Source organism: Pseudomonas sp. RIT-562 (assembly GCF_026241895.1).
GTDB lineage: Bacteria > Pseudomonadota > Gammaproteobacteria > Pseudomonadales > Pseudomonadaceae > Aquipseudomonas > Aquipseudomonas mandelii_F.
The window spans coordinates 1-15,895 of sequence record NZ_JAPJIV010000014.1; the positions used below are offsets into that span (position 1 = coordinate 1).

Here is a 15,895-nt window from a genome sequence, read left to right on the forward strand (position 1 = left end):
CGCGACCCAACGCAGGCTGCGCCAGCTGCTACGGGGGATTGTGGTGTGTGGGTCAAGCGTTCGACTTACAGCCAGCAGGCATCCCACAGTGGATAATCATGAACGCGTTTCACCAGGTTTGCTCGAATTGGATTCGCTACCACGTATCTCGCCAGCGCCTTGATATCCTCCTCTCGCCGAACCGCACGATCATGGTAGCCCTTCTGCCACAAACGCCCCTGCCTTCCCAGCGCTTCATTGACCGCCTGGCTGCTGCGCGATTTGATTCGGCACATCAGCTCGGCAAGTGTCTTGTTGCGAAGTTGCACCAGGCAATGCAGATGGTCCGGCATCACCACCCAACACAGAAAATCAGCGCACTTGTCCTCATGCGCCTCACGCAACTGCGTAACTACCAGACGCCCCACTCGCCAATCAGCAAAAAACGACTGCCGCTTATCAACGACAGTCGTCAGCAGGTAAACGCGCCCCTCTTCTGAAACACGGCCAATGCGCAGAAGCCCTGCATTCATGCAATAAGGCATTCCATTGCCCTCGTCGAAGTGAAAGAGGAGCGAAATCTATCCCACCTCCACCTTGATATTCAGGAGCATACAACCACAAGATATGACTGCTCAACTGCCGGTGCGAATCTTGTTCCATACCCGCGTACGAATTCGGTCAATGTTCAACGGCATGGCTTCCAGTGCAAACAACTTGCCCATCATCTCCGGGCTCGGATAAACCTTGGTGTCGTTCTTGATGGCCGGATCGATCAGGCTGTCCGCCTGCTCGTTGCCATTGGCATAGTGCACATGGTTGGTGACGCTGGCCATGACGTCCGGGCGCAGCAGATAGTTCATGAAGGCATAACCGGCTTTTTCATCGGGGGCGTCGACGGGCATGGCGACCATGTCGAACCAGATCGCCGCGCCTTCCTTGGGAATCGCATAACCGATCTGGATGCCATTATTGGCTTCCTTGGCGCGATTTTCTGCCTGCAGGATGTCGCCGGAGAAACCGACCGCCACGCAAATGTCGCCGTTGGCCAGGTCGCTGGTGTATTTAGATGAATGAAAGTAGCTGACGTAAGGCCGGACCTTGATCAGCAGTGCTTCGGCCTTCTTGTAATCTTCGGGGTTTTTACTGTGGTGTGGCAGGCCCAGATAGTTGAGGGCGGCCGGCAACAATTCAGGGCCGTTGTCGAGGATCGCCACGCCGCATTTCTGCAGTTTTTCCATGTTCTCGGGCTTGAAGATCAGGTCCCACGAATCCACCGGCGCGTTATCGCCCAGCACTTCCTTGACCTTGGCAACGTTGTAGCCAATACCGGTGCTGCCCCACAAGTAAGGGAACCCATGCTCATTGCCTGGATCGTTGGTCTGCAAAGCCTTGAGCAGCACCGGGTTGAGGTTCTTCCAGTTGGGTAGCTGGCTCTTGTCGAGTTTCTTCAGCGCCCCGCCCTGGATCTGCCGGGCCATGAAGTGGTTGGAGGGGAACACCACGTCGTAGCCGGATTTGCCGGTCATCAACTTGCCATCGAGGGTTTCGTTGCTGTCATACACGTCATAGGTGAAGCCGATGCCGGTTTCTTTCTGGAAGTTCTTCGTGGTGTCGGGAGCAATGTAGTCCGACCAGTTATAGATCTTCACGGTCTCGGCCGCCTGGGTGAGGCTCGCGAGCAGTGCAAGGGGGGCCAGGGTCAGGGTCTTTCGCAGCATGAGTCGATTCCTGTTTGGGTTGTTGTTTTTGGCAGGCAATCAAGGGATCAGAAAATAAGGACGTAAGTCTTGCGCACGGTTTCCTGGATATCCCAGATGCCGAGGCTGTTGGCTGGCAACATCAGTGCATCACCAGCTTCTATGTGCAGGGTTTCGCCGTCGTCTGGGGTGAATGTGCAGCGACCCTGGATGAAGTGACAGAATTCCTGGGCCACGATCTGCCGGCGCCAGCGCCCCGGCGTGCATTCCCAGACGCCGGTTTCTACCCCGTCGTCGCGCTCGACGCTGGTGGTTGAAGCTACCGCCACTGGCGTTCCGAGCGGCACGGCCACCGGGTTCGACTCTTCCAGTACCAGGGTTGCGGTGTTCTTGAATTGGGTAATGCTCATGGGAGTACCTATTGTTTAAACGCTGTTTAGTGCATGAAACTTTCCATCAGGCCCGCCACGCCACTTGCCAGTTTGCGCCGCCAGGGCGCAGTGGTCGGGTTGGCCAGGGTCTGGTCCTCGTGGACGAAGCTGCGGATGATTGCGTTATAGCCCAGCCAGCGGCAGGGTTCCGGTTCCCAGGCGCGTAGCGCGGCCAGACCGGCCTGGGGCATGACCCACGGCTGGCGCACCAGCTCGGTGTCGCGCTCCAGGATCAGGTCGGCCAAGGTGCGACCAGCCAGGTTGCTGGCACCCACGCCCTCCCCGCCGTAACCACCGGCCAATGCGATACCGCTGGTGTGATCGCACAGCATGTGCGGCTGGAAGCGTCGGGACATGCCCAGGTTGCCGCCCCAGCCGTGGGTAATCTGTACGTGCTTGAGCTGGGGAAAGAGCTCGCCAAACAGATAGCGGCGCAACTCGATTTCACTGGAGGTCAGGTTGAAGTCGTGGCGCAGCTTGCCGGCGAACTGGTAGCCGCCCCGTGCGCCAAACACCAGGCGATTGTCGGCCGTGCGCTGGCCATAAGTGACCTGACGGCTGCTTTCGCTGAATGCCTGGCCGCGACTCAGGCCGATTTCATCCCAGGTTGCGGCGGACAACGGTTCGGTGGCCACTATCAGGCTTTGCACGGGCAGTTGGTAACGCCCCAGTGGCGGCAAAGTGACGGAGTAGCCTTCTACGGCCGGTACGATCCAGCGGCTGCGCACCTGGGCCTTGTCCGTGCGCAACGAGCCGGACTGCCAATGGGTGACTGGGCTGTTTTCGTAGATCCTGACGCCCATGCGCTCGACAGTCCGAGCCAGGCCGCGCACCAGTTTGGCCGGATGAAGGGTGGCGACATGCGGGGCGTAGATGCCGCCATAGGGCCTGGCCAGTCGAATCTGTTGCGCCAGCTGTTCGGGGCTGAGCCAGCGGTAGTCCTTTTCAGTCAGGCCTTGCTGGTAAAGGTTATCCAGGTAGCGCCGCAGGCTGGTCTCCTGCTCGGGATAACGCGCCGCGCAATACAGGGCGCCACCTTTGCGGTAATCGCAGTCGATACCCTCGCGCTCAAGGATGATTTCCACTTCGTCTGGAATGGCATGCAGCAGATCGAAAGAGGCGCGGCGTTCTGCGGGCGACAGATTGGCCAGCAGACGGTCTTCACCCAGCAGATTACCCATCAACCAGCCACCATTGCGGCCCGATGCGCCAAACCCTGCGGTCTGTGCCTCGACGATGGCGATGTTCAAGCCGGGCGCCAGACGCTTGAGGTAGTACGCGGTCCAGAGCCCGGTATAACCGGCGCCAATAATGGCCACGTCGACATCCAGGTCGTGCTCCAGCGCCGCTCGCGCGGTCAAAGGCTCATCGAGCTGATCCATCCATAAACTGATCTTGCGCCATGCTGGCATGCTGGACTCCGCCACTGAAACTTCAATGACGTGATCCTAGTGCGTGCTCTCAGGGGTTGTCTTGCGCGCGTGCACGCAAAGAAATTTGTTTGGCGTAGGCCTTCGGCGATTGCCCGGTGTGCCGGCGGAAACAGCTGTAGAACGCCGATAGCGAATTGAACCCGGCGGCAAAGGCCAGCTCATCGACGCGCAACGGTGGCGTGGCGGCATCCAGCGCCGCCAGCAAGTGTTGCAGGCGTGCCTGATTGACGTATCGGTAAAAGCTCTGGCCAAGCACCTGATTCAACAGGTACGAAATCTGGTTGCGGCTGTACCCGCATTCGTCAGCCACCCGCTGCAGGTCGAGCTCGGGGTCCAGGTAGGGTTGCTGGCGCTGGAAATACTGCTGCAGGTCGTCGGCCATGAAGCTCAACTGCCGTGGGGACAGGCCAAGACGACTGACGGCTGGACGGTTGCTGCCCCGGGATTTGCTGCCGGCCTGCTCGTGCACCAGCGAGGCGTACTCGTTGACCCGCCAGATCAAGCCGTCGCGCACGGTGATCGCCTCGCTGGCGCGGAACGACACCAGGCCATCCCCGCCGCGCAGGGTGATGCGGTACTGAATGAACGCGGTGTTGCCGTCGAGGCGGATTCGGTCGGTGTGTTCCAGGGCCTCGTCGGGGTCGCGGGGCATGCTGCTGCGTACGTACTCGCGCAATTCGCCGAGCCCCATCACCCGGTTCTGAAAAAAGTCGCTGTACTGCACCTGCGGGTGATACAGCGCCATCACTCCGTCAAGGTCGCGGTGTTTCCAGCGCAGGTGGTAGCGCATGACCGTCTCGCTGGTCGCGAGGGTCTGCTGCGGTCCGTCATCGTCGGTGGGCATAAACGACTCAATGAAAAAAATCGAGCTTGCCCAACTTCCGCCTGCGCTTCAATGGCCAGGGACGACCGCAGCGCCGCAGACTAATTAGCCCAAGCGTGATCTGCATCAAAAAAACAGCAGGCAATCGCCAAACGGTTTGAGAAAACCACGAGATTTTCACATCCGGATGCTACTTTTAATGGCAGTCACCGGTTGAGCCAATGAAGGCTCTTCCCTCCTAACATGAGCTAACGGAAGCGCTCGATGAAGAAGGCGGGCAATACATGAACAAAGGGTTTAGCAAGGTCACATTCCCCAACGCCTGCCAGCTGATGCGCTGGCATTTTCATCCCATGGGCTTCGAGGCGAGCATGGACGCGCCGGGCAGCATGATTGCCCGTCTGTTCGATCGAGTCAGTGGCGAGACCATGATCGCCATTGCCGGTATTCCGTGCGCAACGGTGATGAATGCTGCGGACGTCGAGCGCATCATTGAAGCGGTTGAAGACGAGCTGGAAGCCTTTGTTCCGCCGGTTTCGTTTAGAAGTTATGCCTAAATCCCAATTACGTTGAAAAAGCCCACTGTGTGGGCTTTTTTTGGCGGCTGTTTCAAGCAGATGTTTTGCCCACCCGGTGATCAACGAAGAACGCCTTGCCCTTGTCGACCCGATCAGAAGCCTTGGGCAGGTTCGCCGCCTGGGTGTCCTGGGCATCCACATACCAATAACAGTGGCTCACGGCGCGGGTAATGCCGACGTAAGCCAGGCGCAGGATCTCGTCTTTTTGCGCGTTGTCGTAAGCTTCGTTGTCGCCCGCTTTGCCTAACCCCGCCATGCGATACACCTGATTCTTGTAGGGCGAACTGGTCAGGTGCTGGCAGTCGCCGAGCAGGAATACCGCATCCGCCTGCAATCCCTTGGCACTGTGGTAGGTCAGTTGCTTCAACCGACGCGCCTCGTATGGTAAGCTAGAATCTACATTAACTACTGACTGAATATGCTGTTCTATCAATAGCTTATCGCTACTTTTTCGATACAACATTAAGATTGAATGGCCTTGGCGGTAGTGTTCGATCAACCGGCTGGCCATGCCTTGATCATCGCGATCCAGCACATTCACCGGCAGCAAGGCCTTCGGTTCTCCATTGGCCTTGGCTTTCTTGCCGGCAATGGCCGGCGCGGCACGCACGATGTGTTCGGCAGCATCGATGATGTGTTGATGGCTGCGGTAGTTGTCACTGAGCATGACCTTGGTCGTGCTCGGCGACACAAACTCCTTGTTGAATTCCATGAAATAGCTGGGCGAACTGCCCCGCCAGCCGTAAATCGACTGCCAGTCATCGCCTACACACAACAGCGATGAGCGTTGCGCGCCTCGACCGATATGCATCGCCGGCCCTCGACTGCGGATTTCCGCCAGGCTGGCGCGAATCCACGAGACGATCTGCGGGGACACGTCCTGAAACTCGTCAATCATCAAATGCGCCAGCGGGCGCAGCAGCTCGTTGCTCAGCAGCTTGAGGTTTTCCGGCGAATGTTCGCTGAACAACGCGAACATGCGGTTGTAAGTCATGATGGGCGGTTTCTGGTCCAGCAGATGGTCTTCCAGGGCTCTCCAATACAGGCTCAAGGCCTCGAAGAAAAACCGGTCGGGATCGTCCTTGGCAAAGCTCATCTGCCCCACGGCGCTTGGAACATCAAGGCCGAGGTTCTCGATAAAGCCGGCAGCCGCTACAAAACAGTCCAGTAGCGGTGCAGACGCCAGCTCTCCCTTGACCTTGTAATCGAAGCCCGGCCCGGCGCTGGCATCTCCGGCAAGCGAGGCCAGCACTCGCTTTGAAGCTTGATAACTATCAAGCCAAATCAATGGTTTACGGCAGAAAGCTTGAAACAGTGTGCGCTTGACCGCCCACTCCGCACGCACCGACAACTTGGACCCCGGGCGGCTCACCTGAGGGTTTTCCTGCGGATCAAAACCCAGCACTACCCAGGCGTCCAGCGACGGGATGTAGCCGTGGCAATGGAAGGTCGAGCCATTGATGTCGAATGTCTGGCGCTTGGGTTCGATGCCCTTGATCGGCCATGCACCCGCGCGAAACCACAGGTCTTCAATGGTATCGCACAGCTCTTCATCGCGATTGGCTGCCAACTGGGTCACCGCCACGCGCTTTTGCACGTCCGGGTGATCGCGCTCCAGCTCCTTGAGCTGCAAGGCGTGCCGGGACAACGGCGTTATCAGATCGCGAAAGCGCGCATCGCGCGTGTGCAGGCTGTGATAGCAGGCGTTGAGCTGCTGGCGCTGGGCGTCATTGATCCGCAAATCGAATGGATTGCTGTCGACATCATCGTCTTGGCCGGGGGCACGCAGGCTCAGGTTCTCGAAGGCCTGCAGGCGTTCGAAACCTGGCAGGCTGCGCACCAGGGGCAGGATCCGCGAATGGAAGGTGCGCACCAGGTCTCGCGCCTCCTTGAAGCTCAGCGCCCGCCCCCAAAGCGCGAACATTTCGATCAGCTTGTTGATGAAGTCCTTGCGCGACTCCCGGGTGAATGTCACCACGGTCATCGAGTCAAGTTCAAAGCCGAGATAATGAGTCAGCAGCAGTATGCGCAGGACCAGGGTCGTCGATTTGCCCGCTCCAGCGCCGGCGATCACCGAAGTCGAAGGCGTGTCGCTGAAGATCATCTTCCACTGCGCAGCGCTGGGCTGGGCGTGGGCTGGCAGTAACCGGGCGACATCGGCTTTCATGCGTTTTTTCAGTTCGGCCGTCAACGGCAGGCGCCAGTCGTCAAACAGATAGTCGTCAACGTTAGGTGGGCGATGCTCAGTGCTGCGTGAGTCGCGGATCAACAAAACCTGGCGCCCCTCCTCAAGGCCTTCAAGCTTGCCTTCCTTATATCCGTAATCCACCCCGGCGCTATGCCCGCTGCGAAATCCGTCCGCCTGCCCGTGTAACCACGACGCCCGGTGCTGGGCCCGCAGGCGCGTCAGGCCGTGGCCAAAGAACCGTGCAGCCAGGCGTTTAAGCAATGGCATCTCGGCCAACGGACGAAGTTCAGGCGGAAGGTCGGGAGAATGTTGCGGCACGCGGATGGACTCCAAGCTGTAAAACTGTTGGGCGCTATGGTGTCTTTATTTGGCCGTGAGTTCTAGCGAAATGCTTGTCGGTCATTGACTTAGGCGATGAACTGAAGCTTGAATGACAAGAATTTCAGACTTTTAAGCATCTATTAATTCGATTGTATTGAGGCATTTTTTACGCTTTTTATCGATGTTTGGCTGATAGATGATGCTTGCCATAAATCACTTATTGGCAGGAGACGAACATGCTCGAACTCAGACCCTTCAACTCCCTGGGCGGTGCCCATCACGGCTGGCTGGATGCGCATCACCATTTTTCGTTTGCCGAGTACCACGATCCCAAGCGCATGAACTGGGGCAATCTGCGGGTATGGAACGATGACGTGATCGCCGCCGGCACCGGTTTTCCGAAACATCCGCACCGCGACATGGAGATCATCACCTATGTCCGCGAAGGCGCGATTACTCACGAAGACAACCTCGGCAACAAGGGTCGCACCGAGGCCGGTGATGTTCAGGTCATGAGCGCCGGCACCGGCATTGCCCACAGCGAGTACAACCTGGAGGCAACCGAGACGCGGATTTTCCAGATCTGGATCATCCCCAACGAATCCGGATCGGCGCCTTCCTGGGGGGCCAAGCCATTTCCAAAAGGTCAACGTGAAGGGTTTGTGACCTTGGCCAGCGGCAAGGCCGGAGATGACCAGAGCCTGCGCATTCGTGCCGATGCGCGTCTGGTCGCGGCGAACCTCAAGGCCGGGGAAACCGCAGAATACCCACTGGACAGCGGCCGTCGGGCCTACCTGGTTCCAGCCACAGGTCGTATTGAAGTCAATGGCTTGCAGGCACAAGCTCGAGACGGAGTGGCTATCGCGGATGAGCGGGTGCTGCGCGTTACCGCACTTGAAGACAGCGAGGTGGTGTTGGTGGACCTGGCTTGACCCACAAACCCGTAGCGCAAAAAAAAGGGCGACCGCATAACGGTCGCCCTTTTTTGCTGCGTGGCTGCTGTTGATTATTTCGAGGAGATGGCGCCGTCCACCAGCGTCTGCGCCTCTGCAACCAGAAGCTTCAAGTGCTCGTCGCTGACGAAGCTCTCGGCGTAGATCTTGTAGATGTCTTCAGTGCCGGACGGACGTGCCGCAAACCAGCCGTTTTCGGTCATCACTTTTAATCCGCCGATAGCCTGGTCGTTACCCGGAGCATGGCTGAGGATGCTCTGGATCGCTTCCCCAGCCAGCTGGGTCGATGTCACCTGATCAGGCGACAACTTGCTCAGCAGGGCTTTCTGTTCAGGGTTGGCCTTGGCATCGACCCGCACCGAGAACGGTTCGCCCAGCTCGTCGGTCAGGGCACGATAGGCCTGGCTTGGATCGCGCCCGGTACGAGCGGTCATTTCTGCTGCCAGCAGTGCTGGAATCAGGCCGTCCTTGTCGGTGCTCCAGACTCCGCCGTCCTTACGCAGGAACGAGGCGCCGGCACTCTCTTCGCCGCCAAAGCCCAGGGAGCCGTCGAACAGGCCATCGGCAAACCATTTGAAGCCGACGGGCACTTCGTACAGGCGACGACCCAGGCGCTTGGCGACTCGATCGATCAGACCACTGCTGACTACGGTCTTGCCCACGGCAGCATCGGCGCGCCACAGTGGGCGGTTCTGGAACAGATAATCGATCGACACGGCGAGGTAGCTGTTGGGTGCCAGCAAGCCGCCCGACGGCGTCACGATGCCATGGCGATCATGGTCCGGGTCGCAGGCGAAGGCGACGTCAAAGCGTTCCTTGAGTCCGATCAGGCCTTGCATGGCATGGCTGGACGATGGGTCCATGCGAATCTGGCCATCCCAGTCGACTGTCATGAAGCGGAACGTCGGATCGACCTGTTTGCTCACCACTTCGAGATCGAGCTGGTAGTGCTCGGCAATCGCCGACCAGTAGCGCACCCCTGCTCCGCCCAGCGGATCCACGCCAAGGCGCAGTTTGGCCGCGCGGATGGCATCGAAATCGATCACGTTGATCAAGTCGGCGACATAGGTATTGAGGTAGTCGTGACGATGGGTGGTCTCAGCCTTCAGCGCCTGCTCGTAACTGATACGTTTGACGCCGGCAAGCTTGTTGCCCAGCAGTTCGTTGGCCTTGGCTTCAATCCACTTGGTGATGTGGGTGTCGGCCGGCCCGCCATTGGTGGGGTTGTACTTGTAGCCCCCGCTTTGTGGCGGATTGTGCGACGGCGTGATGACGATGCCGTCCGCCAGGCCCGAGGTCCGGCCACGGTTGTAGCAAAGGATGGCATGGGAAATGGCTGGGGTCGGGGTGTATTCGTCGCCCTCGGCGATCATCACAGTGACGCCATTGGCTGCGAGCACTTCAAGGGCGCTGGCGCCAGCAGGCGTCGACAATGCGTGGGTATCGATGCCGACAAACAGCGGGCCGTCGATGCCCTGGGCCTGGCGATACAGGCAGATGGCCTGGCTGATGGCCAGGACATGCCATTCGTTGAAACTCAAATCAAACGAGCTGCCGCGGTGCCCGGAGGTGCCGAACGCGACGCGCTGGGTGGCGATGGCGGCGTCAGGCTGGCCGGTGTAATAGGCCGTCACCAGTCGCGGGATATCGACCAACAGTTCTGCCGGTGCAGGTTTGCCCGCAAAAGGATTGAGTGTCATGCAAAACCTCTGGAATCTATTGGTTCGGGAATTGGATCGCAGTTTACTGGCAGTTTGACCACAACGCGATCAGATCGATCCGCCCGCCTTCACGACACTGTCAATCCAACGCCTCGAGGCGTAAGGCATCGCCAAGAAAACCAATGGCGGCCACCAGGTCATGATCGCCGCCGAACGTGTGGCTCAGGCGCATCTGCTGGGCATGCAGCCCATGCAAACTGAACAATTCGCCTGGCGCGATCAGTACCTGGCGTTGCAGCAGGCGCTGGAATACCCGCCGCACATCCACCGGGCGTATTGCGCGCAGCCAGATGGTCGCGCCGCCCTGGGGCTCGACAAAGCTCAGGGCGTCGCCCAGGCGTTCGTGCAGCAGCTGACTCATGTGCACCGAACGATCCTTGAGCAGCCGGCGCAACACCTGCAGGTGCTGGTCGATGCGCCCGTTGATGTACAAGCGTGCAATGGCTTTCTGGCGAATCGGCGACAGGCGGAACGAACGCAACAGAAATTGTCGTTGCAGTTCGCTGCGCAGGTGCCGGGACAGCACATAGCCAAAGGGTGCTTCAGGGCCGATGATTTTTTCAAAGGTCGAATACACCAGCAGCCGATCGGGGTCCAGCAGGTCCCGAAAGCGCAGGCCGTCCGGCTCGAAGCCGAGCTCTCCGTGACAGTCGTTTTCCAGGACCCAGCAGGCGTACTGTTGCAGAAGCCGCGCGATGGCCCGGCGGTTGTCTTCGGAGGCCATGCTGGCTCGCGGCATGTTCAGCCGCGAGGACAGCAGCACCAGTTGCACGGGGCTCGACTGCAGGATTCGTTCAAGCGAGTCGTAATCCAGCTCGCCATCCGCCTGTACCGCCAGCTCAACCACCTTTACCTGGGCCGACTCCAACAATCGCAGCACGGGCCAGTCGCAAGGCGATTCCACCACTACGGTAGAGTGTCGCAGGCTCAGGACCTCGATCAGGATCTCCAGCACTCCGCGCAGATCCGCGCCGATATACACGTCATCGGCGTGCCAGCAGCGCAGTGGTGAGGTGGTATAGCGCGCCGCCAACGCAGCCCGCAGTTCCAGTTCGCCACACGGTTGCGCGGCGGATTGCGGCTGGCGCGGATACTGGCGCAGCAACTCTCGTTCCAGCAGCAACAACGGGCTGTCGAGAGGCTGCAACAGCGTCGGCTCGTCGGCGCTGAGGACCAGCATCGATGGGCTGCGGGCGTTGACGTAGACTGTCTCAAGCAAGTCGTGACCAGGGCCAGGGGTGTCCATGGACAACACCGGTACTGCGTAGTAGCCCGACTTCGCCACCGAGTACACCCGCCCCTCCTTTTCCAGCAGCGAGTAGGCGTACTGAATGGTCGAGATCGATACGCTCAAACGGTCGGCCAATTGCCGCAAGGAAGGCAGACGCACACGAGCATCCCGGGCCGACTCGTTGATCAGCTGGGTCAGGTAGCGGTAGACCGCCTGATATGCGAAGCCGGTTTCTCGCACGCCATTCAACGCCCCGTTGACCGTTCACCCTCTTGGGTGGTGTCCGTATCGCAGGTGAGCGCGGCGGGGTCTTGTGCACCTTCCACCACCTGCTCCATGCGATAGAGTTTGCCGATCAAGGCGACCGGCAAGCCACTGACGTCGACCATCCATTGCAGGATCTGATCGGGCACGGCGTGGCCTTGCATCGCCCGGTGCAAGTCCGGCATGCCGATCAGCATGCCGGGGTGACACTGACGCAGGAAACGCTCCAGCCCTGCACCCTTGTTGACGAAAGGAGCGAACAGCAGGCACACCAGTTGGGCTTCGCTCAGGCCGAGGTTTTTCTGGGTGATAGCGGTTAACAAGGCACGCTGCTCGGGATCAGACGAGATTTTGCCAAACACTTCCGCAGCCTGCAGGCACACGCGATCGGCAAGGTTCTTGCGCCGCATCATCACCAATGTTCGCTGGAAGAACTCGGCGACCCCGCAGGCGTAGCTGTCGCCGTGCATGAAGCAGGCTTGCAATCCACGAACATGCGCGTTGAATTCAAGGCCAATCGGTTCGTTATCGCTGACATAAGACATGAGGCCGTCGGGCTGGAACCGCAGGAACTCGGTCAGCAGCGGCCAACGCTCTTCGAGGTTGCTGACCAGCATGTCGTGGATATCGATGCAGGAAGCGCGGCGGCAGGTTTCAAACAGTTCTGCGGGGCGCCAGTGTGGCTGCATCAGTTCAGGCTCGAAGCCCCGATAGTATTCCGCGCCCAGCTCATCGAGCAGCGTGAACAAGTCTTCAAAGCCTGTTTCGTTGTACCGTGACGGCAGGAAGCCGGCCTTGGCCGTCGCTCGTTTGAGGCCGTACAGGAAGTGCTTCTGCTGGCGTGGCGTTTCACTGCAGACCAAGGCGTCGACCCCGCCATCCCAGCGCGCAATCTGTGCGTAGAATTCAGCCATGGCCAGGTAGCCGTTGTCCCAGAGATCGAGGGCATCATCGCTGTCGCGGCGATGGCCAACCATCAGCATATTCACGCGGTTAATCTCGCGACCAGCTTCGGAAATCGGCGTTGGCTGGGTGAATGGCAGCACCTCGCGATTATCGACCATCAGCACTTCGACCCGTGGGTCGTCGTAGAGAAACAAGGCGCTGCAACTGTTGTGGATGTTGTCCATTACGGTGGCGCTGACGCCATTCTGCTGCAGCGAGGCGACACGCAGCTGAAAGGTGGTCGGGGCCCGACCGGCGATACTCAATTGCGCGGCACGCAACAGCGCAAGGGTGTAACAACTGTCTCTGGAGCCCGTCTGAATCACCAGCACTTTGTAATCGGCAAGGCGCTCCATGCCACCTGCGGCAACTACCAGGCGTTGAATTAACAGCTGTAATGCGGTGCGTTCTGCGCGAGAGTAATAACCCAGCAAACGTTGCAGTATTTGTTGGTAGACATGGTTCATGGCTTGATCATGGATGCTGGTCATATTTATATACCTGGTGCTGGAAAATCGATATCACGGACAGCGCAAATAGTTTTTGCACAGCGTTTTGCCTACCCCGCCGCTATGACGGAGATTGATTATCAAATGCTATCACTTTAAGGTTCGAGACTTTATTTGAAATAAATAAAGCGCGCCTACGGCTTACTCATGGATAGTTGGACTAGATCAGCTGAAAGGCCCGTACGCAGTGGGTTGCTCAGACGTCCTAGGAAATGTCCGACAACGTCTGACAGATACTTACTACGAGAAGTTAGGAAGAGAATTACCGATATTGTGTTGGCAGCGGATATGCGCCGAAATGATTGTTCGGCGGATATCAACGGGCAGTACTGAAAAGTATCAACTAGACACTCAGTCATGACTCATTCCTTGAGATGAAAGCAATCATTCAATTATCAAGGCTTACTGGCTGATTAGAAGATACAGATGGTGAAGAAAAACCAGCTCAGTTGCTGAGCAGGGTCATTATCAGGCCGAAAGGATAGAGTTTGATGTTCAAAAACGAAAAAAGTCCGTGGGATCACGGACTTTCAGGGAGGTAGGGTCAGGCGGGTTCGACTTGCAGCGCGACTCGTTCGCGGCATGGACATTCGTCCATGTAGCGGTGTGCTTCGACGAACTCGGCAAACGGGAACACCCGAGTCTTGAGTGGCAACAGCACGCGGTCTGCCGTCAGCTGGTTGATATCGCGCAAGGCGCGCTGCAACGATACCTGGTCCTGGACGATCCCCAATTCCGGCTTGCCGGTGAAGTTACCGATGCAGTGGACGAAGAACTGGATGTTCTTCTGAAACGCGGCACAGGCCGGGAACGGCGTCTGGTTGCCCCCTTGCAGTCCGTACAGCACCAGGCTGCCGCGGGGTGCCAGCACATCGCCGAGCATCGACATCTGCGGCCCGCCCAGGCCATCGAACACCACGTCAACGCCACGGTTATCGGTGATCTTGTTGATCTGCATCAGCAAGTCCTGTTCCTCGGTGACGATGACCTTCTCGGCCCCAAGGGACAGCAGGTTTTCCCGCTCTTCGGCACTCTTCGTCGCCGCAATGACCCGGATGCCCAGGGCTTTGCCGAGTTGGACAAAAGACGGACCGGCACAGTGGCTGGCGTCAGTGACCAAGGCAAACTGACCAGGCTTGACCCGCGCCAGGTCGACATAAGCAAAATAGGCGATCAGCAACGGCGTGTAGTGCACGCTGGCTTCGATCGGGCTGAGCACGTCCGGATAGCGGGTCAAAGCGGTGCGTGGCAGCACGATCTGCTCGCCATACACCGGGTAATCATTCGGGCTCTCGGCCGGAAAGCTGGCAACCTTGTCGCCGACTTCCAGATCGTCGACACCCTCTCCGAGCGCGGTAACGACGCCGGACATTTCATGCCCCAGCCCCGAAGGCAGGCGGGCATGGGAGGAAGCCAGGTTCTGGCGCCAGAGAATATCGTACCAGCTGATGCCAATCGCCTCGACGCGCACCTGCACTTCGCCCGGCGCGGGCAAAGCAGCCGCATGCTCTTCGCATTTGAGCACCTCGGCCGGACCAAACTTGTGAAAACGGATCGTGCGTGACATCGCAAACCTCGTCAAAGAAACCTCTAATGCCCCGAACTCTATATGGGCTTTGTAGCCAAGACTATCAGTGGCTATTAATAGTCGACATGCCTGCGATTGATTTCGCACCATCGACAGGATCAACGGTTGGGCAAAACCCGGGTCGGCTGCACCGGTAAAAATGAATTATTCGGTGCAGAGTACCAGCCTTTCCCCGTAAGATTCATGCCGGTCATTGTTCTCATATGACCGCCCCCGTCAAGCCTTGACTCTGCCAGGACTCCAGATGAATCGTAATGACCTGCGTCGTGTCGACCTGAACCTGTTGATCGTATTCGAAACACTCATGCACGAGCGCAGTGTGACCCGCGCCGCAGAGAAATTGTTCCTTGGCCAGCCGGCGATCAGCGCCGCGCTCTCGCGCCTGCGCGGGTTGTTCGATGATCCGTTGTTTGTCCGCACCGGCCGCAGCATGGAGCCTTCCGCCCGGGCCGTGGAGATCTTCGCCCTGCTCTCCCCGGCGCTGGATTCCATTTCCACGGCCGTCAGCCGCGCCGCAGAATTCGACCCGGCCACCAGTACTGCGGTGTTCCGCATCGGACTGTCGGACGACGTCGAGTTCGCCCTGCTGCCCATGCTACTCAAGCGCCTGCGTGCGGAATCACCAGGGATTGTGCTGGTGGTGCGTCGCGCCAACTACATCCTGATGCCATCCTTGCTGGCCTCCGGCGAGATTTCCATCGGTGTCAGCTACACCGCCGACCTGCCGGCCAACGCCAAGCGCAAAGTGCTACGCCGCAGCCTGCCCAAGCTGTTGCGTGCCGACACCGTGCCGGGGCCCTTGAGCCTGGACGACTTCTGCGCCCGCCCCCATGCGCTGGTGTCGTTCGCGGGTGACCTGAGTGGCTTTATCGACGAAGAGCTGGAAAAGCTCGGGCGCAAGCGCCATGTCGTGCTCGCGGTACCGCAGTTCAACGGCCTGAGCACCCTGCTGTCCGGCACCGACATTGTGGCCACCGTACCCGACTACACGGCCGAAGCCTTGACGGCTGCCGGCGGCGTACGCGCCGAAGATCCACCGTTACCGGTGCGCAGCTTCGAGCTGCACATGGCGTGGCGTGGGTCGCAGGATAATGATCCTGGGGAGCGCTGGTTGCGTTCGCGGATTCAGATGTTTTTTGGCGATCCGGATAGCCTTGAGCAGCCGGGGCATTGAGGTCTAAGCCCTCTTTGAGGGCTAAGCCTTGAGGTAACGCTGGGCTGTTTTCCGCGG

13 protein-coding genes are annotated in these 15,895 nt (G+C 59.0%); 3 read left to right on the forward strand and 10 right to left on the reverse strand.

Going from position 1 to position 15,895, the window contains the following annotated elements; all coding sequences use genetic code 11:
* Nucleotides 1-65: 65 nt before the first annotated feature.
* The 5 genes from ORL50_RS17345 to ORL50_RS17365 form a co-directional block, all read right to left on the reverse strand.
* On the reverse strand, nucleotides 66-524 hold the full coding sequence (locus tag ORL50_RS17345; RefSeq protein ID WP_266016726.1) for an REP-associated tyrosine transposase: 459 nt from the start codon (nucleotides 522-524) through the stop codon (nucleotides 66-68).
* Nucleotides 525-614: 90 nt separating this feature from the next.
* A complete protein-coding gene (locus ORL50_RS17350; RefSeq protein WP_266016728.1) occupies nucleotides 615-1,700 on the reverse strand; it encodes a polyamine ABC transporter substrate-binding protein in 1,086 nt (361 codons plus the stop codon).
* Between the two features lie 47 nt (nucleotides 1,701-1,747).
* Nucleotides 1,748-2,089 (reverse strand): cupin domain-containing protein, encoded by a 342-nt coding sequence (locus ORL50_RS17355; protein ID WP_266016730.1) that lies wholly within the window; start codon nucleotides 2,087-2,089, stop codon nucleotides 1,748-1,750.
* Between the two features lie 26 nt (nucleotides 2,090-2,115).
* A complete protein-coding gene (locus ORL50_RS17360) occupies nucleotides 2,116-3,522 on the reverse strand; it encodes an NAD(P)/FAD-dependent oxidoreductase (protein ID WP_266016732.1) in 1,407 nt (468 codons plus the stop codon).
* 49 nt (nucleotides 3,523-3,571) lie between these two features.
* Nucleotides 3,572-4,387, reverse strand: coding sequence for a helix-turn-helix transcriptional regulator (locus ORL50_RS17365; RefSeq protein WP_266016734.1), 816 nt, complete (start codon nucleotides 4,385-4,387; stop codon nucleotides 3,572-3,574).
* A 263-nt stretch (nucleotides 4,388-4,650) separates the two neighbouring features.
* Here ORL50_RS17365 and ORL50_RS17370 point away from each other — a divergent pair, with 263 nt between their 5' ends.
* Nucleotides 4,651-4,923, forward strand: coding sequence for a DUF1652 domain-containing protein (locus ORL50_RS17370; protein ID WP_045058376.1), 273 nt, complete (start codon nucleotides 4,651-4,653; stop codon nucleotides 4,921-4,923).
* A 52-nt stretch (nucleotides 4,924-4,975) separates the two neighbouring features.
* On the opposite strand, the gene ORL50_RS17375 is transcribed toward ORL50_RS17370, so the two are convergent.
* Complete coding sequence (locus tag ORL50_RS17375) at nucleotides 4,976-7,450, reverse strand: UvrD-helicase domain-containing protein (RefSeq protein WP_266016739.1); 2,475 nt, start codon at nucleotides 7,448-7,450, stop codon at nucleotides 4,976-4,978.
* A gap of 239 nt (nucleotides 7,451-7,689) precedes the next feature.
* Between ORL50_RS17375 and ORL50_RS17380 the strand changes: the two genes are divergently transcribed.
* Nucleotides 7,690-8,385 (forward strand): pirin family protein, encoded by a 696-nt coding sequence (locus ORL50_RS17380; protein ID WP_266016741.1) that lies wholly within the window; start codon nucleotides 7,690-7,692, stop codon nucleotides 8,383-8,385.
* Between the two features lie 74 nt (nucleotides 8,386-8,459).
* Here the strand turns inward: ORL50_RS17380 and pgm are convergent, their stop codons facing one another.
* From pgm to ORL50_RS17400, 4 genes are all read right to left on the reverse strand, one after another.
* Nucleotides 8,460-10,106: a phosphoglucomutase (alpha-D-glucose-1,6-bisphosphate-dependent) gene (gene pgm, locus ORL50_RS17385; protein WP_266016743.1), complete on the reverse strand. Its 1,647-nt coding sequence runs from the start codon at nucleotides 10,104-10,106 to the stop codon at nucleotides 8,460-8,462.
* A gap of 100 nt (nucleotides 10,107-10,206) precedes the next feature.
* On the reverse strand, nucleotides 10,207-11,607 hold the full coding sequence (locus tag ORL50_RS17390) for an aminotransferase-like domain-containing protein (RefSeq protein ID WP_266016744.1): 1,401 nt from the start codon (nucleotides 11,605-11,607) through the stop codon (nucleotides 10,207-10,209).
* A complete protein-coding gene (locus ORL50_RS17395; RefSeq protein WP_266016745.1) occupies nucleotides 11,604-13,058 on the reverse strand; it encodes a hypothetical protein in 1,455 nt (484 codons plus the stop codon). The genes ORL50_RS17390 and ORL50_RS17395 overlap by 4 nt, the downstream gene beginning before the upstream one ends.
* Before the next feature lie 562 nt (nucleotides 13,059-13,620).
* On the reverse strand, nucleotides 13,621-14,643 hold the full coding sequence (locus ORL50_RS17400) for a zinc-dependent alcohol dehydrogenase family protein (protein WP_266016746.1): 1,023 nt from the start codon (nucleotides 14,641-14,643) through the stop codon (nucleotides 13,621-13,623).
* Between the two features lie 265 nt (nucleotides 14,644-14,908).
* On the opposite strand from ORL50_RS17400, the gene ORL50_RS17405 reads away from it, so the two are divergent.
* On the forward strand, nucleotides 14,909-15,838 hold the full coding sequence (locus ORL50_RS17405; protein WP_266016748.1) for a LysR family transcriptional regulator: 930 nt from the start codon (nucleotides 14,909-14,911) through the stop codon (nucleotides 15,836-15,838).
* Nucleotides 15,839-15,895 lie beyond the last annotated feature (57 nt).

What these genes read in the sequence shown, in the direction of transcription:
- ORL50_RS17345 (WP_266016726.1), bottom strand. Translation starts at nt 524, where the DNA reads ATGCCTTATTGCATGAATGCAGGGCTTCTGCGCATTGGCCGTGTTTCA.
- ORL50_RS17350 (WP_266016728.1), bottom strand. Translation starts at nt 1,700, where the DNA reads ATGCTGCGAAAGACCCTGACCCTGGCCCCCCTTGCACTGCTCGCGAGC.
- ORL50_RS17355 (WP_266016730.1), bottom strand. Translation starts at nt 2,089, where the DNA reads ATGAGCATTACCCAATTCAAGAACACCGCAACCCTGGTACTGGAAGAG.
- ORL50_RS17360 (WP_266016732.1), bottom strand. Translation starts at nt 3,522, where the DNA reads ATGCCAGCATGGCGCAAGATCAGTTTATGGATGGATCAGCTCGATGAG.
- ORL50_RS17365 (WP_266016734.1), bottom strand. Translation starts at nt 4,387, where the DNA reads ATGCCCACCGACGATGACGGACCGCAGCAGACCCTCGCGACCAGCGAG.
- ORL50_RS17370 (WP_045058376.1), top strand. Translation starts at nt 4,651, where the DNA reads ATGAACAAAGGGTTTAGCAAGGTCACATTCCCCAACGCCTGCCAGCTG.
- ORL50_RS17380 (WP_266016741.1), top strand. Translation starts at nt 7,690, where the DNA reads ATGCTCGAACTCAGACCCTTCAACTCCCTGGGCGGTGCCCATCACGGC.
- pgm (WP_266016743.1), bottom strand. Translation starts at nt 10,106, where the DNA reads ATGACACTCAATCCTTTTGCGGGCAAACCTGCACCGGCAGAACTGTTG.
- ORL50_RS17395 (WP_266016745.1), bottom strand. Translation starts at nt 13,058, where the DNA reads ATGACCAGCATCCATGATCAAGCCATGAACCATGTCTACCAACAAATA.
- ORL50_RS17400 (WP_266016746.1), bottom strand. Translation starts at nt 14,643, where the DNA reads ATGTCACGCACGATCCGTTTTCACAAGTTTGGTCCGGCCGAGGTGCTC.
- ORL50_RS17405 (WP_266016748.1), top strand. Translation starts at nt 14,909, where the DNA reads ATGAATCGTAATGACCTGCGTCGTGTCGACCTGAACCTGTTGATCGTA.